Below are 21139 nucleotides of genomic sequence, written 5' to 3'. Positions count from 1 at the left end.
AGCTGGCTTGCCTGCGATAGCGGCGTGTCAGGCAGAGCAGTTTTTGGCTTATACACCGCTATCGCAGGCAAGCCAGCTCCCACAGTTTGATTCGGTGGTGTCAGCTAGGGTTGGGCGGCCAGCAGTCTCTGGGCACGCAGCAACACCGGTGCATCCACCATCTGCCCATCAATCTGATAAGCCCCTGCCCCGCTGGCGCCGCCTTCCACCACCCGTTTGGCCCAGGCCAAATCCTCGGCACTGGGCGCCAGCGCCTCGTGAATCACCGCCACCTGCTTGGGATGAATACACAACGCCCCGGCAAAGCCCATTTCATAGGCATGCCGGATCGAGCGGCGCAGACCCTCGGGGTCGTCGATGGCCGGGTGCACGCCGTCCAGCGGTGCGACTAACCCGGCTGCGCGGGAATGTACGATGAGCGCCAGGCGTGCCTGGTCCAGGGCGAACTGGGCGGCCGGGGAATGGCTGCTCAGGTTAAGGTCCAGCGCCAGGTCCAGGCCGCCGAACGACAGGCGTTCCACCTGAGGGGCGCGGGCAATCTCGGCCACGGCCAACAGGCCGCGTGCACTTTCGATGATCGGCCATATCACTTTGCCGGTGGCGGCCACCACGGCCACCTGGGCCGCGCTTTCGACCTTCGGCAACAGCACGCCCGCCACATTCGAGTGGGCTTTACAGAACGCCACGTCCTCGAAGTGCTCGGCATGTTCCGGCGCGTTGATGCGCACCCAGACCCGGGCCGCCGGGTTGGCGCTGAGAAAGGCGCCGAGGTTGTCCCGCGCCTGGCGCTTGAGGGGTTCTTCCACCGCGTCTTCGAAATCCACGATCACCGCATCGGCACCACTGGCCAAGGCTTTGGAAAATCGTTCCGGGCGACTGCCGGGTACAAACAGCGCAGAGCGCACTAATGGCTTGGGCATCACAGAATTTCCTTGTTATCACACACCTTGTAGGAGCCGGCTTGCCGGCGATGGCGGCCGAACGATCAACGTAAGACTCAAAGGCCTCATCGCCGGCAAGCCGGCTCCTACAGGGGGTTGCGGGTCAGATGACGCCGCGGGTTTTCAGGGTTTCGATGGCGTCGGCGCTGTAACCGAGCCTGTCGAGGATGGCCTGGCTGTGCTGCCCCAGTGCCGGTACGGCATCCATGCGCGGGGTAAAAGCCGCGTTACGCGCGGGTGGCAGCAGCGAAGGCAACGGCCCGGCCGGGCTATCAACCTCACGCCAGCTGTCGCGGGCCTTGAGCTGCGGGTGCTCCCATACGCCCTGCATGTCGTTGACCCGCGCACTGGCGATCTGCGCATCCTCCAGGCGCTGGATCACCGCCTCGGCATCCAGCTGCGCAAAGCGGTCGACGATGATCTGGCGCAGCACCTCGCGGTTGGCCGAGCGCTTGAAATTCGCCGAGAAACGCTCATCCGTCGCCAGCTCCGGCGTGAGCAGCACCTTGTCGCAGAACGCCGCCCACTCGCGTTCATTCTGCAAACCGAGCATCACCGTGCCGCCGTCGCCGGTGGGAAACGGTCCATAGGGGTAGATCGTCGAATGCGCGGCGCCGGCACGCGGTGGCTGGGGCGCGCCGTCGAACGCGTAGTACATCGGGTAGCCCATCCACTCCACCAGGCTTTCCAGCATGCTCACGTCAATGCGGCTGCCCTTGCCGGTTTTGCCGCGCAGCAGCAAGGCCGAGAGGATGCCGCTGTAGGCGTACATGCCCGCCGAGATGTCGGCGATGGAGCAGCCGGCCTTGGCCATCTGCTCTTCACCCGGCCCGCCCGTCACCGACAGAAAGCCGCCTTCGCTCTGGATCAGCAGGTCATAGGCCTTCTTCTTTTCATACGGCCCGCCTTCGCCATAACCGGAAATGTCGCAGACAATCAGCCGCGGAAAACGCTCATGCAGCGCCTCGAACGACAGGCCCATGCGTGCCGCCGCGCCGGGCGCCAGGTTCTGCACCAGCACGTCGGCGTCGCCCAGCAGGGTCTCGAGAATAGCGCCCGCCTCGTCCTGCTTGAGGTCCAGGGTCAGGCTTTCCTTGGAGCGGTTGGTCCACACGAAATGCGAGGCCAGGCCGCGCACGCGCTCGTCGTAGCCCCGGGCAAAGTCGCCGGCGCCCGGGCGCTCGACCTTGATCACCCGCGCCCCCAGGTCCGCCAATTGGCGGGTGCAGAACGGTGCGGCAATCGCATGTTCCAGGCTGACGACGGTGATGCCGTCCAGTGGTCGTTGGTTAGTCATGATGATCCCTCAAAGCCAATCGGCCATGGACGCGGCGTTGCGCAAGTCCCAGACCTTCTCGATCAGGGCGCTGGCCTGGGCCGGCGTGCGGGCCGCGCTGAAGTGGGTGAGGCGCTGGAATTTGTCTGCCAGCTCGGCACGGCTCAGGGTGTTGCCCGGGTCACCCTTGGGTTCGTCGATGGCACCACGCAGCGTGCGGCCATCCGTGGTGGTGACCGTGACGCGGCCGAGCCAGCGCTGGGGGTAGGCGCCGTCGACTTCGGGGTCGAGGGTCATGCCGACCTTGTCGCGAAAGGTAGCGACAGCCGGGTCGTTCAACGCCCGTTCGTGAAACTCGGTGAGGCCCGCCTTGCCATGCACGGCGATCAGGCCGAGCACGGTGCCCATGGAGAACTTGGCCTGATGCACAGAGGCCGGCACCTTCACCCGGCCCAGCACGTCGATGGCGCCTTGGTGCACGTGGGTTTGCACGCGAACAATCTGCTCGGCGTGCAGGCCTTCGCGCTGCATCAGGTCCAGCAAGGCATCGGCGGCCGGATGGGTGTGGCGGCACGAGGCGTGGAACTTGAACGAGGTTTCCAACAGCGCCCAACGGCTGCCGAGGTCGGCGGACAGCTTGGCGGGTTCGGCATCCGTGGACATGCCTGCGGCCAACCCTTGATCACCTTCAAGAATGTTGCGCGCACCGGTCAGCCCGTCGGCCGTCAGGTAAGCGGCCAGCAGACCATCCGCCGCTGCCTTGGCGGTGTGCAGTTGCTTGGAGTCGGCGGCATCACGCAGGAACTCCCACAGCCCAGCCGCCTGGGTGCCGGCGCTGCCGAGCAGGTTGATGAATTGTTCTTCGTTGAAATCCAGCAGCTTGCCCACCGCCACAGCGGCGGCGAGCGTGCCGACGGTGGCTGTGGTGTGGAAGATGCGGTAGTGGGAGCGGCCCATGAATTCGCCGATGCGAATACCCGCCTCATAACCGGCCACCGATGCCAGCAGCAGGTCGCGGCCGGATTTGCCGAGGTCTTGTGCTGCGGCCAACGCCGCCGGAAACACCACGGTGGCCGGGTGCAGCACCGAGCTGTTGTGCAGGTCGTCCTGCTCTACCAAGTGGGATGAAGCCGCGTTGACCAGCGCAGCGAAATAGGCACTGCTGCTGCCGCCATTGACGATCACTTGGGCTGGGCCACTGGCAGGGCCCATCTTCTGCGCATAACGTTCGAACAACGGGATCGGGTGCGCACCTTTACTGGCCAGGGCCGAAGCCAGCCAGTCCAGGTACAGGTCTTCGGTGCGCGCCAGCACGTTTTCAGGCAGTTGCGCGAAATTGAGTTCGGCGAGGAACCGGCACAGCGCTTGGGTATGGCTCATGGTCGGTCCCTCAGAAACTGCGTGGCAGTTCGAGCAAGTGCTCGGCCACGTAGGACAGGATCAGGTTGGTGGAGATCGGCGCCACCTGGTACAGGCGGGTCTCGCGGAATTTGCGTTCCACGTCGTACTCGCAGGCAAAGCCGAAACCGCCGTGGGTTTGCAGGCAGGCGTTGGCCGCTTCCCAGGACGCCTTGGCCGCCAGGTACTTGGCCATGTTGGCGCTGGCCCCGGCATTGCGGCCGCTGTCGTATTCCTCGCAGGCACGCCAGCGCATCAGGTCGGCCGCTTCGATTTCGATATGGGCTTCGGCAATCGGGAACTGCACGCCCTGGTTCTGCCCGATGGGCCGGCCGAACACCACGCGGTCGCGGGCATAGGCGCTGGCTTTTTCGATGAACCAGCGGCCGTCACCGATGCATTCGGCGGCGATCAGCGTGCGCTCGGCGTTGAGGCCGTCGAGGATGTACTTGAATCCCTTGCCTTCCTCGCCAATCAGGCTGTCGGCGGGCAGCTCCAGGTTGTCGAAGAACAGCTCGTTGGTTTCGTGGTTGACCATGTTGGCGATGGGCTGCACGGTGAGGCCGTTGCCGATGGCCTCGCGCAGGTCCACGAGGAAGATCGACATGCCTTCGGATTTTTTCTTCACCTCGGCCAACGGCGTGGTGCGCGCCAACAGAATCATCAGGTCGGAATGCTGGATGCGCGAGATCCACACCTTCTGGCCGTTGATCACGTACTTGTCGCCACGCTTGATCGCGGTGGTCTTGATCTTGGTGGTATCGGTGCCGGTGGTGGGTTCGGTGACGCCCATCGATTGCAGGCGCAATTCGCCGCTGGCCAGCTTGGGCAGGTAGAAACTTTTTTGCGCTTCGCTGCCATGCCGCAACAGGGTGAACATGTTGTACATCTGGCCATGCACGGTGCCGGAGTTGCCGCCGCAACGGTTGACTTCTTCAAGGATCACCGAGGCTTCGGCCAGGCCCAGGCCCGAACCGCCATACGCTTCGGGGATCATCGCCGACAGCCAGCCGGCGTCGGTCAGGGCCTTGACGAAGGCTTCCGGGAAGCCCTTTTCTTCATCGATCTTGCGCCAGTAGGCGGCATCGAATTCGGCGCACAAGGCGCGCACGCCTTCGCGGATGGCATTGAGTTCTTCATTGTCATGGGGGTTCATTAACGGCTCTCCGCCTGTTGTTCTCTGATTATTCGAAATGCACGTGTGCGGTCTGCGCCAAGCCATCGCCGTTACCCGCCCACAGCTCGGCAACGCCGTTTTCAGTGATGCGCCCGCCCACTTCAAAGGCCTGCGGCACGATCAACGGGCGCACACCGCGATAGGCGAAACGGCGCAGGGTCTTGTCGGGGTGGGCACGGCAGAAGGCGCGCAGGTTCAAGGTGGCGATCAGCGGCCCGTGCACCACCAGCCCGGCGTAGCCTTCGGTGCCGGTCACATAGGGGTAGTCGTAGTGAATGCGGTGACCGTTGAAGGTCACGGCGCTGTAGCGAAACAGCAAGGTGGGGGTGGGCTCGACGCCTTCGCGCCATTCGCCGGCCGCCAGGGCCTCACCATTGCCTTGTTTGGGTGGCGTGGGCTCGCGGTAGACGATGTCCTGTTCTTCGCGGATGGCCAGGCGGCCTTGCTGGGAGTAGTCGTGGCGCACGGTGACGAACAACAGCGAACCGCTGCGACCGGTTTTTTCTTCGACCTGGGTGATGGTGGATACGCGGGTGGCTGCCTCACCGGCACGCAGGGGGTGCAGGAATTCGAGGCGCCCACCGGCCCACATGCGGTTGCGATTGTCGGCCGGCGGCAGGAAGCCGCCTCGGGCCGGATGGCCGTCGCTGCCCAGCGCCGCTTCTGGCACCGGGTCCTGGAAAAAACACCACTGCCACAGCGGGGGCACGGGCGCGCCGTCTTCAGGCACGCGTTCACCGAACGTGGCGGCAATGCGTTTGAGCAGGTTATGGCTCAAATGGTCGTGGGCGGTTTCGCTTCGGCCGATCCAGTCTGTGACGCTCATCGGGTGAAGATCCTCTGGCAGTGGGTGTCTGCCCCGGATCATGCAAGCGCGTGCCCGTTCTGAGAATTTGCATTTCAATAAAGCAGCGTTCGGTTATGCTGAACGCCATCTACCCTGTAGGAGCCGGCTTGCCGGCGATGGCGGTGTGTCAGGGTGGCCGCAATCGCCGGCAAGCCGGCTCCTACAGTTCTGGAATGCCTGGGAGTTTTGCATGCACTTCGATCTTGCCGACCTGCGCCTGTTTATTCATATCGCCGAATCCCCCAGCCTCACCCAGGGCGCCAAGCGGGCGTTCCTCTCACCAGCCGCCGCGAGTGCGCGGATCAAGGCGCTGGAAGGCCAGTTGGACACGCGCCTGCTCTACCGTGACAGCCGGGGCGTGGAAATCACCCCGGCCGGCGAGCGGCTGCTGCACCATGCGCGGTTGATCATGCGCCAGGTGGATTACCTCAAAAGCGAGTTCACCCAATACGGCGTGGATTCGGCCGGGCACATCCGCATCTTCGCCAACACCACGGCCGTCACCGAGTTCCTGCCGGAAGTGCTGGCGGGTTTCTTGTCCAAGCGCCCCGGGGTGACGGTGGACCTGCAGGAACGCCTGTCCCGGGATATCGTGCGCGGCGTGCTGGACGGCACCAGCGACATGGGCATCATCGCCGGGCCCGTGGAAGCGGCGGGCCTGCAGGTGCTGCATTTCAGCACCGACGAACTGGTGCTGATGGTACCCGTGGACCACCCCTTGGCCGGCCACGCCAAGGTCACCCTGGAACAGACCCTCGCCTACCAGCACATTGGCTTGCACGAAGGCAGCACGCTGCTGAGCTTTTTGCGCGAACACGTGGAGCGTATCGGCAAGCATTTGTCGCTGCGTATCCAGGTGTCGAGTTTCGAGGCGATCTGCCGGATGGTCGAGGCGGGCGTGGGGATCGGGATTATTCCGGAGTCCGCTGCCGTGCGGCACAGCCGGACCATGCAACTGGTCGCGGTCAAGCTGGACGAGCCCTGGGCGATTCGCGAGCGCAGCATCCTGGTGCGCGAGCTGGAAGCCTTGCCGGGGACGATCCGCGCACTGATCGCCACCTTGATGCCCGAGAGCGCCTAAGCTCAACAGTCACCTTGCCAAAGGAGACAACCATGCATTTAGAAGGATCCTGCCACTGCGGCGCCGTGACGTTCAGCCTCACCAGCGCCCACCCCTACCCTTACCAGCGCTGCTATTGCTCGATCTGTCGCAAGACCGGGGGCGGTGGCGGTTACGCGATCAACCTGGGCGGCGATGCCTCAAGCCTGAAAGTACGCGGGCGCAAATACATTTCGATGTACCACGCCAGGCTCAAGCCGGGCGGCGCCAGCCGCGCCCATGCGAGCACGGCCGAACGACACTTCTGCTCGCAGTGCGCCAGCGCCTTGTGGGTGTTCAGCCCCGAGTGGCCGGAGCTGATCCACCCGTTTGCCTCGGCCATCGACACGCCGTTGCCGGTGCCGCCGGAGCACACGCACCTGATGCTGGGCTCCAAGGCACCCTGGGTTGAAGTGAGCGTGCGCAAGGGCGACCTGCAGTTCGACGAATACCCCGAAGAGTCCATCGCCCAATGGCATGAGCGATTGGGACTGGCCCGTTAACAGTCTTTGACAGTTTCCCGACAAAGCTCTCAAAGATTGTGGGCAAGCGCGGCCCTAGCATTCGAGCATCCAAACCACCATCCGGGTGCTCTTCATGTTTCGCACATTGCGCGGTATTCCACTGCTGGGTTGCCTGCTGGGCAGTATCGGGTGCCATGGGCAACCGCCTGCCCCGCCGCCGATTCCCAAGGGTGACTACGGCGCGATCATTCGCTACCTGCAGGCGCGCATTCCCCGGGACATGGCCCGGGAGAATGTGCCCGGGCTGTCCGTTGCCCTGGTCAATGGCCAGGAACTGATCTGGGCCCGAGGGTTTGGGCTGGCCGACAAAGCCCAAGGCGTGCCGGTTACGCCCAATACGGCGTTTCGTGCCGGGGGTATTTCCAAGCTGCTGACCGCCACGGCGGCCCTGCAACTGGTGGAGCAGCAACGCCTGGCGCTGGATGCGCCGATCCGGCAGACCCTGCGCGAGTTCTACGTGCGTTCGCGCTTTCATACCGACCAGGCCGCCGCTGACCGCGATATCACCTTGCGCCGTTTGCTCAGCCATCAATCCGGCTTGCCCAGCGAACACCTGCGCGACCTGCGCAGCAGCTTTGCCATGGGGCAGATGCCGGCGCGCGTGTCGGGTGTGTGGCTGAGCAGCCCGCCCGGCTCCCAGGTGGCCTATTCCAACCTCGGTTACTCGTTGGTCGGCGCGGCCATCGAGCGCAGCAGCGGCAAAAGCTTCGAGGCCCAATTGCAAAACAGCCTGCTCAAGCCGCTGCAGATGAAGCAGTCGAGTTTTGTCGGCACCCGCGCCGAACTCGGCTATCGCGCCCTGGGTTACGAAGATGGCGTCGCGAGTACCGACGCCCAGGTGCGCGACCTCGCGGCGGGCGGTTTGTGGACGAGCCCCAAAGACCTCGCGCATTACGTGCAGATGTTGTTCGCCCAAGGCGTCTACAAAGGCAGCGCCGTGCTGACCCGCGCTTCGATCGACGAGATGTTCACCCAGCAAAACACCGGCAACGCCCTGGACTTCGATTGCCAAGTGGGCCTGGCTTGGTTTCTTGCGCCCTGTGGCGACGAGCCGATTGGCCCAGGCGTGCGCACCTATCAGCACAGCGGCGGTGGCGATGATTTTGCCGCGCAACTGACCCTGCTGCCCGACCAGCAACTGGCCGTGATCATCATGGCCAACGACAGTAACGCCGAGGACATGGTGGTGTCGTTGTCCACCGACGCCCTGCGCATGATGCTCCAGGCGCAGACCGGCGACCCGGTGTGCGCCGACGACTGCCAGCCCCCCACCCACGGTCTCAAGCTGCGCCATGTGCCGGCGGCCGTCGACCGCAAGCGCCTGGCCGGTTTTTACGCGACGGCGTGGGGCGTGTTCCGGATCAAGGATGAGCCTGACCGGTTAAGCGGCGAGTTGGCCGGGTTCGATTTCGAATTGCTGCGTGACGATCACGGCTGGCTGCGGGCGCAGAAGAAAATCCTCGGCTTCTGGCTCAAAGACCTCGGCGAACTGGGCCGCGTGCAGCTGGATGTGGTGACGGTACAGGGCCGCCAGATGCTGACCGCCCGCAGCCACGGGCAGCGCATTGCCATTGGCGAACGCATCAATCCGCCGCCCCTGCCCCTGGCCTGGGCCGACACCATCGGCACCTATCAAGTGCTCAATACCCATGAGCCCGACGCGCCCTTGAGCGGGATCAGCGTGCGCCTGGAAGAAGGTTTCCTGGTGATTCGCGGCCAACTGCATGACGAGCCACTGACCGACTACATCCTGCTCCCCGTCGACAACGCCCACGCGGTACTGGCCGGCAACGGCTATGGCCTGGGCGACACCGTGAGCCGTCAGGTCAACGGTTTGAGCGCTTCGGGCTACTCCTTCAAACGCACGCATTCCCCCAACAACTCTCTGATTTTCTAATACGGAAGACCACCCTGATGCGCTCAAGAAACCTTTGCCTGTCGCTGACCTCGCTGTGCCTGCTCGCGGGGGCCAATACGGCATTTGCCGACGACTGGGAATACAGCCTCAAGGCTGGCGTGGCCAATGCGCCGCGCTACAGCGGCAGCGACGAACGCATGACCGCGCCGCTGCTGGGCGGCAAAGTCGTCAGCCCCTGGGGCATCTTCCTCGACACCGATAAGGGCCTGGGCTGGGGCTATGAAGGTAATGCCTTGAGCTTCAGCGCCTATGTCGGCGCCAGCGGCTCGCGCAAGGATAAAAATGACAGCCTGCACGCAGGCTCCAAGCGCCTCAAAGGCATGGGCGAGATCAAGTCACGCCCGCAGTTGGGTGTGAGCGCCAGCTACAACCTGGGCGGCGTGATCGTGGGGGCGACGCTGGAACATGCGCTCAAGGAAAACGATCGCAAGGACACCGGCAAGGCCTATACCCACCTGGAGTTGAGCCTGGGTACCAACCTGTATGAAGGCCGCTATGGTTCAGTCGATGCCGGCCTGAGCAGCCACTTCGGCGACCGCGAGTACTTGCAGACCTGGTACGGCGTGACCACCGGCCAGGCGGCGCAAAGCCGCTTCAAGGAATACAAGGCTGGCGCGGGCAACATCAGCAATGGCATGAACCTGACCTGGAGCGTGCCGATCAGCGAACACACCCAGTTCTCGACCTTGCTGGACGTGCAGTACCTGGCAGATGAAGCGGGCAAGAGCCCGATTGTGGAGCGACGGTTGCAGACGTCGGTGATGGGAATGGTCGAGTACACCTTCTGACCTGACAGCTGTGAGCTGGCTTGCCGGCGATGGCGGTGTATCAGTGACGAATGATGCTGTCTGAACCACCGCTATCGCAGGCAAGCCAGCTCCCACATTTGATCGCAGCCGCTTCCGAGCCCCCACCTTTCCCTGTAGGAGCCGGCTTGCCGGCGATGGCGGGGCATCAGTGACGAATGAGCTGGCTGAACCGGCGTTATCGCCGGCAAGCCGGCTTCTACAAGGGGGTGGCGTTCACGAGGTGGAGGTTATTCGGCGTACGCCCAGGTCATGCGGAACGATGCCCCGCCCCATTCCGAATCCAGCACTTCCACCTGCCCGCCGTGCCACTGGCTGACGCGCTGCACCAGCGCCAGGCCCAGGCCGAAGCCGCCGGTGCGGCGGTCGCGGCTGGCGTCCAGGCGCATGAAGGGTTCGAAGATCTTGGCCCGGCCGTCCAGCGGTACGCCCGGGCCATCGTCGTTGACCCGCACTTCGTAGCCGCTGCCGAACTTGACCAGCGACACCTCCACGCGTCGCTCGGCATAGCGGATGGCATTGCGCAGCAGGTTGATCACCGCACGCGCCATGAAGCGCGGTTCGATCTGGATGAAATCCACCTCGCAGGTGCGCAACGACAACTGCACACCGGCCGCCTCGGCCTCCAGCGCCACGCTGCCGATCACGCTGTCGAGCCAACTGTGGGCCTCGATGCTTTCCCGGGTGACCTGGGTGGCACCGCGCTCCAGACTGGCGTAGGTCAGCAGTTCCGAGACCATTTCCTCCAGCTCGCCGAGGTCGGCATACATGTCGGAAATCAGCTCGCGGCTCTGGCGCGGATCAGCCTGTTGCTTGAGTTGGTCCAGCTCGAACGACAACCGCGCAATCGGTGTGCGCAGCTCATGGGAGACGGCATTGGTCAGTTCGCGCTGGTTGGCGATCAGGCTTTCGATACGCTCGGCCATCTGGTTGAAGTGCCCGGCCAGTTCGCGCACGGTGGAGCGGCGCGGCAGCAGGATGCGTGAACCCAGGTCGTTGTCGCCGAACCGTTGCGCGGCCAGGCGGATATGCTCCAGGTCGCGCCAATGGGGGCGTACCCAGAAATACAACACGATCGCCAGGCTCACGCCCAGGAAACCGTAGGCCCACAGGTACAGCCACTTGGGCTCTTCCGGCAGCTTGATGTCCAGCAGTTGCGGGCCACCGTCGATATTCGTGATGAACTCCATGAAGTCCCCGCGCACCACCAACTGGCCGTCGGCGAGCAGCTTTTGCTCACGGTCATTGAGCGCCAGGGCATCCCGTTCGACCAGTTTCAGGTGCAGCCCATAATGCGGTTGCAACTCGGCCAGACGCGCCTCGCGGGCCGCGCCCTGCAGCGGTCGCAGTTGTTCCACCACGCCATAGGCCGGGCCGCGCAGCGCTTCGCGGTTATAGACTTCGTTGGCTTCGGGCAGCAGTTCGTCGAAGGTGTAGTTGACCAGCCAGATCGCCCCGGCCAACCCCAGCGCCAGGATCACATACAGGCGCAAAAACAGCCGTAGCATCTAGACCTCCCACGCAAAGGGATTGAACAGGTAGCCCTTGCCCCAGATGGTCTTGATGCACACCGGTTCCCGGGGGTTGTCGTTGAGCTTGCCGCGCAGCTTGCTGATGTACACGTCAACGCTGCGGTTAAGGCCGTCGAAGGCGATGCCACGCATGCGGTTGAGGATGTCATCGCGCGAGAGAATGGTGCCGGAGTGGCTGGCCAGCAACCACAGCAGCTCGAACTCCATAGTGGTGAGGTCGACCTTCTCGTCGCCCAGGCTGACCACCCGGCAGCTGCGGTCGATCGACAAGCGGCCGAACTCCAGGGAGCCGCGCACCGTGGGCTCGGGCACTTGGCGACGTTGCAAGGCACGCAAACGGGCAAGCAGCACGGGCGGCTTGATGGGTTTGATCACGTAGTCGTCGGCACCAGACTCCAGGCCCAGGATATGGTCCAGGTCATCTTCCTTGGCGGTGAGGATCACGATGGGCGTGTCGGACACGTTGCGGATTTCACGGCACACGTGCAGGCCGCTCTGGCCCGGCAACATCAAGTCGAGCACGACGATTTTTGGCTTGAAATCGAGAAACGCCGCCAAGGCTTCATCACCCCGGTGCACCACCCGCACCTCAAAACCGTGTTGCGACAGAAAGTGCGCGATCAGCCCCGCCAGCTTTTCATCGTCCTCGACGAGCAGGACCTTGCCCAGACCCAGGTTTTCCATAAATTCTCAGTGTGGATGCGCGAATTGAAGTGTGCGCATTATAGGTGGCAAGCCGGTGCACAGAAGCGGTTGGCCATTACGCGCCGACGAAGCTTCATGCTTTTAAGAGTTTTTAACAAATACCCCGCACTCTTTAACGCCATTCACAGGGAGTTGTATGCGCAAGGATTACCTGGCGTTCTTCGTTTCGCTGTTTTTGTCGCGGCTGGCAGACCAGATCCTGCTGTTTATCGTGCCGTTGATCGTGTTCCAGAGCACCGGCAGCGTTTCCTGGGCCGGCCTTGCGTTTTTTGTCGAGTCGCTGCCGCGCTACCTGGCTTTTCCGGTGTGCGGGGCATTGTGCGACAAGTACCCGCCCGCGCGCATCCTGCATATCAGCCAGGTGTACCGGGCACTGGCCTGTGTGGCGGCAGTGGCGCTGTACGGGGTATTCGACGGTATCCACTGGATCGTGCTGCTCTCGGCGCTGTGCGGGGTGTTGACCACCCAGGGCATCATGGCCCGTGAAGTGCTCATGCCCCATGTCTTCGCGCAGTACAGCTATGCCAAGACCCTGTCCTATTCACAAATCGCCGACCAGAGCGGGCTGGTGCTGGGCCCGCTGGTGGCGGCGCTGATGCTGGAGGTGTGGGCGTGGCACCTGGTGGTGCTGGGAGTGGCCGGGCTGTTTGTGATGGCCGATGTGGCGATGCGCGTGTGGCAACGCCACAGCACGGTGAACCTGCACGTTTTTGCCCAGCATCGGGATATCTGGCTGCAGCCATTGCGCACGGCGCTGGGGCATATCCGCAACCTGGCGGAGTTGAAGCGCGTAATCACCCTGGCCGTGGGCGTGAACTTGATCATCGGCGTGACCCTGGCGACTTCGGCGGCGATGGTCACCGGCCAGTTTGGTGCGGGCAAGGACGGCTATGCCGTGCTGCAGGCGGCCGGTGCCGGGGTGACCATCGTCATCCTGTTTTACCTGGCGCGCGCGACACTGACCCTGAAGGTGCTGGGCGGCCTGTCGTATTCGATGATTGCCGTGGGGGCGCTGATCATGGCGATCAGCCCCAACCTGTGGGCCTACGCCCTGGGGTTCCTGCTGGTGACCGGCTTCGACAAGATGTTCAACGTGTACATGCGCAGTACGCGGCAGCGGGTGATCCCGGTGCAGGACTTCGGCAAGACGGTGGGCGTGATCACCCTGTTCAACAACCTGGCCCAGCCATTGGCCGGTTTGCTGATTGCCGTGTTGGCGGCGCCCCTGGGCACGCAGACGGTGATCCTGCTGCTGACCGGGATCACCGCGCTGATCGGCGTGGCGGTTGCGTCAGGCTGGCACGCCACTGTGAAAACGGAACTCGACGTCGGGTGATTCGATCAGTTCCTGCTCGGCCACCCTCACCCGCTCAATCACTTGGGCGACATCCTTGGCGTCACCGTACTGGTAGGCCAACTTCAGGTAGCCCTGGAAGTGCCGGGCTTCGCTTTTCAGCAAGCCGAAGTAGAACTTGCCGAGTTCTTCGTCCAAATGCGGCACCAGTGCTTCGAAACGCTCGCAACTGCGCGCTTCGATAAACGCGCCCACCACCAGCGTGTCCACCAGCTTGACCGGTTCATGGGTGCGCACCACTTTGCGCAAACCCGAGGCATAACGCCCGGCATTCAGTTGGCGCAGCTCAATTTTGCGCTTCTTCATCAGACGCATGACCTGTTCGTGGTGCACCAGTTCTTCCCGGGCCAGGCGCGACATCATGTTGATCAGGTCGACATGGCTGTAGTACTTGGCGATCAGGCTCAGGGCGGTGCTGGCGGCTTTGAATTCGCAGTTCTTGTGGTCGATCAGCAGGGTTTCCTGATCGGCCAGTGCGGCCTGGACCCAGGCGTCGGGGGTGCGGCAGCCGAGGAATTCGTGGATTTCGGGCAGGTTCATCGGGCTCACGGGCAAAAGGATCACAAAAGGGCGGCGATTATACCGACCACGCCGCAGACCACCAGCCACCGCCCTTGATGTGCATCAACATGACGGCAGCGTGGCAGCAACTATAGTTGTTGCACGCCCACCCTCTTCTGGAGTCCCCGATCATGCAAGCCATCCGCAGCATCCTGGTGGTCATCGAGCCCGAGCATTCGGAAAGCCTGGCCCTCAAGCGTGCCAAGCTGATCGCCGGGGTGACCGGCGCGCACTTGCATTTGCTGGTGTGCGACAAGAAACACGAGCACTCGGCGCTGCTGAGCCTGCTCAAGGCCGGCTTGCTGGAAGACGGCTACAGCGTGACCACCGAACAGGCCTGGAACGACAGCCTGCATGAGACCATTATCGATGTGCAGCAAGCCGAGGGCTGCGGGCTGGTGATCAAGCAGCACTTTGCCGACAGCCCGCTGAAAAAGGCCCTGCTGACCCCTGCGGATTGGAAGTTGCTGCGTTATTGCCCGACTGCGGTGTTGCTGGTCAAGACCGCCACACCCTGGGCGGGCGGCGTGATCCTGGCGGCGATTGATGTGGGGAATACCGACGGTGAGCACCGTTCATTGCACAATTCGATCATCGACCATGGCTTTGATATTGCCCACTTGGCCAAGGCGCAGCTGCATGTGATCAGTGCCCATCCGTCGCCGATGCTGTCGGCGGCGGACCCGACGTTTCAGCTCAAGGAGACCATCGAGGCGCGCTATCGCGAGCAATGCAGGGCGTTTCAGGCGGAGTTCGATGTGGATGACAAACATCTGCATATCGAGGAAGGGCCGGCGGATGTGTTGATACCGCATCTCGCCCACAAGCTGCAGGCGGCGGTCACTATCATCGGCACCGTGGGTCGCACGGGTATTTCCGGGGCATTGATCGGCAACACCGCAGAGGTCGTGCTGGATGCGCTGGAAAGCGATGTGCTGGTGCTCAAGCCGCAGGCGTTGATGGATCATCTGGAAGAACTGGCGTCTCAGCAATAACGCGTCCTCTGTAGGAGCCGGCTTGCCGGCGATGGGGCCCTTTGTCTTTGCGCAAAACAAACAGGCCCCATCGCCGGCAAGCCGGACTCCTACAAAGAGCTGAGTGCATCCTTGAGAAACCCGGGGGCGATGTAGCGCTGGTAATGCGCCTCCGAGAGGATAAAAAACTCCCGATCAATGGCATCGCGCAAATCCGGCAAAGGCCAATCGCGAAACTCGGGCAACAGCACCATGCCATAGGCCTCCAGATTATTGATTACCCGAGCCCCGCGAGCGATCAACTGGTAGGCCCAGCAGTACTCGGACTGGTGCGGCACGAAGCGGATCTTGCGCTGCTCCAGTTGCCCGCGCAGGGCCTTGGGGTCGAACACCTCCAGCTTGCCAGCCATCACCTGCACCAGCAGTTGCTCCAGGCGCAGCCAGACCGCCCGTTTTTCTTCCTCGTTATAGCCATTCCACTGGATCACCTCATGGTGGAAGCGCTTGCAGCCACGGCACACCAGATCGCCGTAAACCGTGGAGCACAGGCCGACGCAGGGGGTCTTGATGGTTTGGTTGGACATGGGCAACAACACGCCGATCAGCGAAACAATGCGCCATGTTAGCCCTTTGTCTAACGGCTATCACCCCGCAAACTTGGTTAGGCAACTTACCTTTAGAAATTTTTTGCCGTAGAATCATCCGGCCTTGTAAGGCGCCAATAGTCCATTGGAAGCTGTTTTCAAAGCGTCACGAGCACAGTCGTTCCTTCAGAGCGGTGTTGGCGACGGTTATTTACGCGGTAAATAGCCAGCGCCAACCCTCATCAGCTCCGCTCTGCAGGCGTAAAACTTTGAAAGCAGCTTCTGTGAGGAATGCCGGCAGCGCTGGCTTTGCGGCCCAAAAAGCCCCCGAGCGCATGCGTGCCGTTCATTTCTGGATGAGCGTCCCGTGGGACCACTGATGAGGGTAATAACTGTGCTTGAAGCCTACCGCAAACATATCGAAGAGCGTGCAGCACTGGGTATCGTTCCCCAGCCGCTTAACGCCGAACAAACCGCAGGCCTGGTCGAGCTGCTGAAAAATCCTCCGGCTGGCGAAGAAGAATTCCTCGTTGACCTGATCACCAACCGCATTCCACCAGGTGTTGACGAAGCTGCCTACGTCAAGGCCGGTTTCCTGTCTGCCCTGGCCAAGGGCGAAGCCACTTCCCCCCTGATCAGCAAACAGCGCGCCGTTGAACTGCTTGGCACCATGCAAGGCGGCTACAACATCGTGACCCTGGTCGAGCTGCTGGACGACGCCACCCTGGCTCCTGTCGCCGCCGCCCAACTCAAGCACACCCTGCTGATGTTCGATGCGTTCCACGACGTGGCTGAAAAAGCCCGTAACGGCAACGAACACGCCAAAGCCGTGATCCAGTCCTGGGCTGACGGCGAGTGGTTCCGCAACCGCCCTACCCTGGCCGACAAGATCAGCCTGCGCGTCTTCAAGGTCACCGGCGAAACCAACACCGACGACCTGTCCCCTGCGCCTGACGCCTGGTCCCGCCCAGACATCCCGCTGCACGCCCTGGCCATGCTGAAAATGGCTCGCGAAGGCATTGTGCCGGACGAGCAAGGCAAGACCGGCCCGATGAAGCAGATCGAAGAAATGCGCGGCCAAGGCTTCCCGATCGCCTACGTGGGCGACGTGGTCGGCACCGGTTCGTCGCGTAAGTCGGCCACCAACTCCGTGCTGTGGTTCTTCGGCGACGACGTTCCGTACGTGCCGAACAAGCGCGCCGGCGGCTTCTGCTTCGGCAGCAAGATCGCTCCAATCTTCTACAACACCATGGAAGATGCGGGCGCACTGCCAATCGAATTCGACGTTACCAACATGAACATGGGCGACGTGATCGACCTGTACCCGCATGCTGGCAAAGTCTGCAAACACGGCACCGACGAAGTCATCACCACCTTCGAAATGAAGACCCCGGTGCTGTTGGACGAAGTCCGTGCTGGCGGCCGTATCCCGCTGATCATCGGTCGCGGCCTGACCGACAAGGCACGTGCAGAGCTGGGCCTGGGCCCGACCGACCTGTTCAAGCTGCCTGAAGCGCCTGTCGATACCGGCAAAGGCTTCACCCTGGCACAGAAAATGGTGGGCAAGGCGTGCGGCCTGCCGGAAGGCAAAGGCGTTCGTCCTGGCACCTACTGCGAGCCGAAGATGACCACCGTGGGCTCTCAGGACACCACTGGTCCCATGACCCGTGACGAGCTGAAAGACCTGGCGTGCCTGGGCTTCTCGACCGACCTGGTGATGCAGTCCTTCTGCCACACCGCGGCCTATCCAAAGCCGATCGACGTGACCACCCACCACACCCTGCCTGACTTCATCATGACCCGTGGCGGTGTATCGCTGCGTCCAGGCGACGGCATCATCCACAGCTGGCTGAACCGCATGCTGCTGCCGGACACCGTGGGTACCGGTGGTGACTCCCACACCCGTTTCCCGATGGGCATCTCGTTCCCGGCCGGTTCTGGCCTGGTCGCGTTCGCCGCAGCCACTGGCGTCATGCCACTGGACATGCCGGAATCGATCCTGGTGCGCTTCAAAGGCAAGATGAAACCTGGCATCACCCTGCGTGACCTGGTTCATGCCATTCCTTACTACGCGATCCAGTCGGGTCTGCTGACCGTAGAGAAGAAAGGCAAGAAAAACGCCTTCTCCGGCCGCATCCTGGAGATCGAAGGCCTGAACGACCTGACGCTGGAACAAGCGTTCGAGCTGTCCGACGCCTCGGCTGAACGTTCGGCTGCCGGTTGCACCATCAAGCTGTCCAAAGAGTCCATCACCGAGTACCTGAACTCCAACATCACCCTGCTGCGCTGGATGATCGGTGAAGGCTACGGCGATGCACGTACCCTGGAACGTCGCGCCCAAGCGATGGAAGCCTGGGTCAAGAACCCTGAGCTGATGGAAGCCGATGCCGACGCCGAATACGCCGAAATCATCGAGATCGACCTGAACGACATCAACGAGCCGATCCTCTGCGCACCGAACGACCCGGACGATGCCCGTCTGCTGTCGAGCGTTGCCGGCGAGAAGATCGACGAAGTGTTCATCGGTTCGTGCATGACCAACATCGGTCACTTCCGCGCTGCCGGTAAGCTGCTGGAACAGGTCAAGGGTCAGCTGCCAACCCGTCTGTGGCTGTCGCCGCCGACCAAGATGGACGCTCACCAACTGACCGAAGAAGGCTACTACGGCATCTACGGCAAGGCTGGCGCGCGCATGGAAATGCCGGGCTGCTCGCTGTGCATGGGTAACCAGGCACGTGTAGAGCCGAACTCGACCGTTGTGTCGACTTCCACCCGTAACTTCCCGAACCGCCTGGGTGACGGCGCGAACGTCTACCTGGCCTCGGCTGAGCTGGCGGCGGTTGCCTCCACCCTGGGTCGCCTGCCGACTGTCGAAGAGTACATGGGCTACGCAGCGAAACTGGACACCATGGCCAGTGACGTCTACCGCTACCTGAACTTCGACCAGATCGCCGAGTTCCGTAAAATCGCAGCAAGCGCCAACATCCCGGTGATTCAAGCCTAAGGTGTGTTGACGTAAAAGGACGCCGCGTATTCCACGATACGCGGCGTTTTTTTATGCCCGGGATTTGGCCAGTTGCACCGCGCCATCGACACTCAAGGCGCTGAGCTGAACCTGCGGTGCCTGTGCTTCGGGCAAGGCCTGCAACACGTCCATCGCCGGATGCCGCACACGCGCCAGCACCAGGCGCTTGCCCTCCCCGCGCACCTGGGCAAAGAACGCCGCCAGGGCTTCGATGCTGGTGCCATCCAGGTCCGGCGACTCTTCCAGGCTCAACACCACGGCGTCCACCGGCGACTGGCGCATCAAGCGCAAGGCGGCGCCGAGGATACGCTCGGCATTGGCGAAGAACAGCGCCTCGCTGGGCCGCACGATCAATACACCGGGCACTGCCACCACATCGGCGTGGTGCTGGCAATCGACAAAGTCATGGCTGTTACCCAGACGCCCGAGCACCTGGATGTCCGCCGACGACATCTGGCGCAGCATCAATACCACGCTGATCGCCACCGCCAGCAGCAAGCCATCCAGCACGCCCAACACCAGCACCGCCGCCACAGCACAGACCACCAGCAAACGGTCGCGCCGCCACAGGAAATAACGCCCCAGGGGTTGCAAACTCAAGCCCCGCGCCAAGGCATACACGACGATAGCTGCCAACACCGGCTCCGGGGTCAGCGCCACATACGGCAGCACGGTCAACACGATCGCCAGCACCACCAAGGCCGCGACAATACCCGACAGGCGCGAGTTGGCCCCCGCCGCTTCATTGGCCGAGGTGGCCGAATACCCGGCACCGGCCGGCATGCCATGGAACAACCCGGACACCAGGTTGGCCGCGCCCAAGGCCAGCAGGTCGCGGTTGGATGACACGCGATCGCCGTGTTTAAGCGCAAACGAGCTGATGGAGCCGTAGGACTCCGCATACAGGATCATCACCAAGGCAAACGCCAGTTCGCCCAACCGCAGCCAGTCGGCGAACGGCAAATCCGGGAAGTGCCCCAACGCCAGGCGCAGGTCGATCAGACCGATCAGTGCAACGCCGTGGGCCTGCAGGTCCAGGTATTGCCCGGCAACGATGCCCAGCACCACCACCAACAGCCCGCCCGGCAAGCGCGGAATCCGCGCGCACACCCACAGCACCAGCAAGGCCACCCCGGCCACCGTCGCGGCCGGCCAGTTCCAGCGGGGCAACTGCTCGAGCAATTGCGGCAGGAAGCGGATCAGGTTGTTGTCGGTCAGGTGCACGCCAACCACGCTGGCCAGCTGCTTTAGGATGATGGTCAGCGCCAACCCGAAGGCAAAGCCGCGCAACACCGGCTTGGCGATAAACGACGTCACGCCTCCGAGCTTGAACAGCCCCGCCAGCAGGAATAGCACCGCAGTAATCAGCACCAGGCCGAACGCCAGGGACAGCCTCAACGCCGGGTCACCACCGGCCAGGCTGGCCGTGGCCGCCGCCAAGACTGCCGCCGAAGACGAGGTGGCCGAGACAATTGCAAAGCGACTGGTACCGAACAGGCCGTAACACAGCAGCCCCGCAAACAGGGCAATCACCCCGGCCTGGGGCGGCAATGCGGCGATCCTGGAATACGCCACCGCTTCGGGCAGCAACAACCCGGCAATGGACAACCCGGCAAGCAGGTCCTGGATACGGTTGGGTGATGCAACAACAGGAGCATTGGTTTCAGTTTTCAATCGGCCCTACCCATCCCGGCAAATAACGTGCTTCCTGGCTGCGCGCCAGGACCATAGCCTTGGCCAACACCTTGGCACTCGGCTGGCTGACCACATCGCTACCGATACGGGTGCGGAAAAAGTCAGCCCAGAGAAACTCGCTGAACGGCGTAGCATCCTTGGCGTAACCACCCGCCGTACGCAACAGGCCGGCCAGACTGCGGTAGGGATCATCCTGCAAGTCGGTAATCTTTCGGGGAATAGCCTCGTAGGAGCGACGCAGCCCCCGGGCATCGTAAGGGTGCACCCATTGGTTGAACGCCATGACATTCCAGAACGTGCTGCGCTCGACGAACGACAAGTCCTTGAGCATCAGCAATGACACACTCTTGACCTCCTCCAGCAGCAGGGCCAGGCCAAAATGATGGTGGTCGGTAATGTAATAGCGCTCGTCGGGGCCCAGTACGCAGGGAAACCAGTGTTTATCCAGCGCAGCGGCGCGCTCCTTGCGCTTGAGCCTGGTCCAGGCTTCGCGCTTGGCGGCGACTTCAGCCAGGCCGACGGTGAGTTGCGTAGGATGCAGCTTTTCCAGCTTGCCGGTGACCAGTTGCGGGCGGGGCCGAGCCATGGACAACTCCAAAAAGGAACCTGTAAGCCGACAAGCTTAGCCCTCATTGCAACGCAGGTATCTACAGAAGTTCTGGCTTTGGCTTTGGCTTTGGCTTTGGCTTTGGCTTTTGATCTTGATCTGAGGCGCCCCGTCAA

The 21139-nt window shown here is 62.8% G+C and carries 18 protein-coding genes; 7 read left to right on the top strand and 11 right to left on the bottom strand.

Features of this window, described 5'->3' with window-relative positions:
* Window positions 1–104 precede the first annotated feature (104 nt).
* The 5 genes from HX792_RS09480 to HX792_RS09460 all read right to left on the bottom strand — a co-directional run bounded on the left by HX792_RS09480 (window position 105) and on the right by HX792_RS09460 (window position 5618).
* Window positions 105–920: a CoA ester lyase gene (locus HX792_RS09480; protein WP_176995821.1), complete on the bottom strand. Its 816-nt coding sequence runs from the start codon at window positions 918–920 to the stop codon at window positions 105–107.
* A 124-nt stretch (window positions 921–1044) separates the two neighbouring features.
* On the bottom strand, window positions 1045–2238 hold the full coding sequence (locus HX792_RS09475; protein ID WP_176995820.1) for a CaiB/BaiF CoA-transferase family protein: 1194 nt from the start codon (window positions 2236–2238) through the stop codon (window positions 1045–1047).
* A 9-nt stretch (window positions 2239–2247) separates the two neighbouring features.
* Window positions 2248–3597, bottom strand: a complete 1350-nt coding sequence (locus tag HX792_RS09470) for an MmgE/PrpD family protein (protein ID WP_176995819.1) — start codon at window positions 3595–3597, stop codon at window positions 2248–2250.
* Between the two features lie 10 nt (window positions 3598–3607).
* Window positions 3608–4771, bottom strand: a complete 1164-nt coding sequence (locus HX792_RS09465) for an acyl-CoA dehydrogenase family protein (protein WP_176995818.1) — start codon at window positions 4769–4771, stop codon at window positions 3608–3610.
* A 28-nt stretch (window positions 4772–4799) separates the two neighbouring features.
* On the bottom strand, window positions 4800–5618 hold the full coding sequence (locus HX792_RS09460; RefSeq protein WP_176995817.1) for a MaoC family dehydratase N-terminal domain-containing protein: 819 nt from the start codon (window positions 5616–5618) through the stop codon (window positions 4800–4802).
* A gap of 211 nt (window positions 5619–5829) precedes the next feature.
* Here HX792_RS09460 and HX792_RS09455 point away from each other — a divergent pair, with 211 nt between their 5' ends.
* The 4 genes from HX792_RS09455 (at window position 5830) to HX792_RS09440 (ending at window position 9968) form a co-directional block, all read left to right on the top strand.
* Window positions 5830–6720, top strand: a complete 891-nt coding sequence (locus HX792_RS09455) for a LysR family transcriptional regulator (protein ID WP_176995816.1) — start codon at window positions 5830–5832, stop codon at window positions 6718–6720.
* 32 nt (window positions 6721–6752) lie between these two features.
* Window positions 6753–7241 (top strand): GFA family protein, encoded by a 489-nt coding sequence (locus HX792_RS09450; RefSeq protein ID WP_176995815.1) that lies wholly within the window; start codon window positions 6753–6755, stop codon window positions 7239–7241.
* Between the two features lie 94 nt (window positions 7242–7335).
* Complete coding sequence (locus HX792_RS09445; protein ID WP_176995814.1) at window positions 7336–9159, top strand: serine hydrolase; 1824 nt, start codon at window positions 7336–7338, stop codon at window positions 9157–9159.
* A gap of 17 nt (window positions 9160–9176) precedes the next feature.
* Window positions 9177–9968, top strand: coding sequence for a MipA/OmpV family protein (locus HX792_RS09440; protein WP_176995813.1), 792 nt, complete (start codon window positions 9177–9179; stop codon window positions 9966–9968).
* 248 nt (window positions 9969–10216) lie between these two features.
* On the opposite strand, the gene HX792_RS09435 is transcribed toward HX792_RS09440, so the two are convergent.
* Together HX792_RS09435 and HX792_RS09430 are read right to left on the bottom strand one after the other, a co-directional pair.
* Entirely contained in the window at window positions 10217–11494 is a 1278-nt protein-coding gene (locus tag HX792_RS09435) for an ATP-binding protein (protein ID WP_176995812.1), read from the bottom strand.
* Window positions 11495–12202 (bottom strand): response regulator, encoded by a 708-nt coding sequence (locus tag HX792_RS09430; protein ID WP_176995811.1) that lies wholly within the window; start codon window positions 12200–12202, stop codon window positions 11495–11497. It lies immediately after the preceding gene.
* A 157-nt stretch (window positions 12203–12359) separates the two neighbouring features.
* Between HX792_RS09430 and HX792_RS09425 the strand changes: the two genes are divergently transcribed.
* A complete protein-coding gene (locus HX792_RS09425; protein WP_176995810.1) occupies window positions 12360–13559 on the top strand; it encodes an MFS transporter in 1200 nt (399 codons plus the stop codon).
* Here HX792_RS09425 and HX792_RS09420 read toward each other — a convergent pair.
* Window positions 13515–14117, bottom strand: a complete 603-nt coding sequence (locus HX792_RS09420) for a tRNA-(ms[2]io[6]A)-hydroxylase (protein ID WP_176995809.1) — start codon at window positions 14115–14117, stop codon at window positions 13515–13517. The genes HX792_RS09425 and HX792_RS09420 overlap by 45 nt on opposite strands.
* Window positions 14118–14269: 152 nt before the next feature.
* On the opposite strand from HX792_RS09420, the gene HX792_RS09415 reads away from it, so the two are divergent.
* The gene (locus HX792_RS09415; protein ID WP_176995808.1) at window positions 14270–15133 is read left to right on the top strand and encodes a universal stress protein; all 864 of its coding nucleotides are present in this window, start codon (window positions 14270–14272) and stop codon (window positions 15131–15133) included.
* 89 nt (window positions 15134–15222) lie between these two features.
* Here the strand turns inward: HX792_RS09415 and HX792_RS09410 are convergent, their stop codons facing one another.
* A complete protein-coding gene (locus HX792_RS09410) occupies window positions 15223–15696 on the bottom strand; it encodes a DUF1289 domain-containing protein (RefSeq protein WP_176995807.1) in 474 nt (157 codons plus the stop codon).
* A 394-nt stretch (window positions 15697–16090) separates the two neighbouring features.
* On the opposite strand from HX792_RS09410, the gene acnB reads away from it, so the two are divergent.
* Window positions 16091–18700 carry a bifunctional aconitate hydratase 2/2-methylisocitrate dehydratase gene (gene acnB / locus HX792_RS09405; protein ID WP_176996174.1) on the top strand — a complete coding sequence of 870 codons (2610 nt, stop codon included), beginning with the start codon at window positions 16091–16093 and terminating at the stop codon, window positions 18698–18700.
* Between the two features lie 51 nt (window positions 18701–18751).
* On the opposite strand, the gene HX792_RS09400 is transcribed toward acnB, so the two are convergent.
* Both HX792_RS09400 and HX792_RS09395 read right to left on the bottom strand, forming a co-directional pair.
* Entirely contained in the window at window positions 18752–20395 is a 1644-nt protein-coding gene (locus HX792_RS09400) for a SulP family inorganic anion transporter (protein ID WP_176995806.1), read from the bottom strand.
* Window positions 20385–21002 (bottom strand): ParB-like protein, encoded by a 618-nt coding sequence (locus HX792_RS09395; RefSeq protein ID WP_176995805.1) that lies wholly within the window; start codon window positions 21000–21002, stop codon window positions 20385–20387. The genes HX792_RS09400 and HX792_RS09395 overlap by 11 nt, the downstream gene beginning before the upstream one ends.
* Window positions 21003–21139: the final 137 nt, after the last annotated feature.

The organism is Pseudomonas sp. B6002 (assembly GCF_013385985.1).
Taxonomy (GTDB): domain Bacteria; phylum Pseudomonadota; class Gammaproteobacteria; order Pseudomonadales; family Pseudomonadaceae; genus Aquipseudomonas.
The sequence above is the reverse complement of the archived record's forward strand: the minus strand, read 5'-3'. Positions and strand labels throughout refer to the sequence as shown.

Coding starts and splice junctions, on each gene's coding strand:
- HX792_RS09425 (WP_176995810.1), top strand. CDS start 12,360: ATGCGCAAGGATTACCTGGCGTTCTTCGTTTCGCTGTTTTTGTCGCGG.
- HX792_RS09395 (WP_176995805.1), bottom strand. CDS start 21,002: ATGGCTCGGCCCCGCCCGCAACTGGTCACCGGCAAGCTGGAAAAGCTG.
- HX792_RS09480 (WP_176995821.1), bottom strand. CDS start 920: ATGCCCAAGCCATTAGTGCGCTCTGCGCTGTTTGTACCCGGCAGTCGC.
- HX792_RS09440 (WP_176995813.1), top strand. CDS start 9,177: ATGCGCTCAAGAAACCTTTGCCTGTCGCTGACCTCGCTGTGCCTGCTC.
- HX792_RS09465 (WP_176995818.1), bottom strand. CDS start 4,771: ATGAACCCCCATGACAATGAAGAACTCAATGCCATCCGCGAAGGCGTG.
- HX792_RS09410 (WP_176995807.1), bottom strand. CDS start 15,696: ATGTCCAACCAAACCATCAAGACCCCCTGCGTCGGCCTGTGCTCCACG.
- HX792_RS09475 (WP_176995820.1), bottom strand. CDS start 2,238: ATGACTAACCAACGACCACTGGACGGCATCACCGTCGTCAGCCTGGAA.
- HX792_RS09420 (WP_176995809.1), bottom strand. CDS start 14,117: ATGAACCTGCCCGAAATCCACGAATTCCTCGGCTGCCGCACCCCCGAC.
- HX792_RS09455 (WP_176995816.1), top strand. CDS start 5,830: ATGCACTTCGATCTTGCCGACCTGCGCCTGTTTATTCATATCGCCGAA.
- HX792_RS09450 (WP_176995815.1), top strand. CDS start 6,753: ATGCATTTAGAAGGATCCTGCCACTGCGGCGCCGTGACGTTCAGCCTC.
- HX792_RS09460 (WP_176995817.1), bottom strand. CDS start 5,618: ATGAGCGTCACAGACTGGATCGGCCGAAGCGAAACCGCCCACGACCAT.
- HX792_RS09415 (WP_176995808.1), top strand. CDS start 14,270: ATGCAAGCCATCCGCAGCATCCTGGTGGTCATCGAGCCCGAGCATTCG.
- HX792_RS09435 (WP_176995812.1), bottom strand. CDS start 11,494: ATGCTACGGCTGTTTTTGCGCCTGTATGTGATCCTGGCGCTGGGGTTG.
- HX792_RS09430 (WP_176995811.1), bottom strand. CDS start 12,202: ATGGAAAACCTGGGTCTGGGCAAGGTCCTGCTCGTCGAGGACGATGAA.
- HX792_RS09470 (WP_176995819.1), bottom strand. CDS start 3,597: ATGAGCCATACCCAAGCGCTGTGCCGGTTCCTCGCCGAACTCAATTTC.
- HX792_RS09445 (WP_176995814.1), top strand. CDS start 7,336: ATGTTTCGCACATTGCGCGGTATTCCACTGCTGGGTTGCCTGCTGGGC.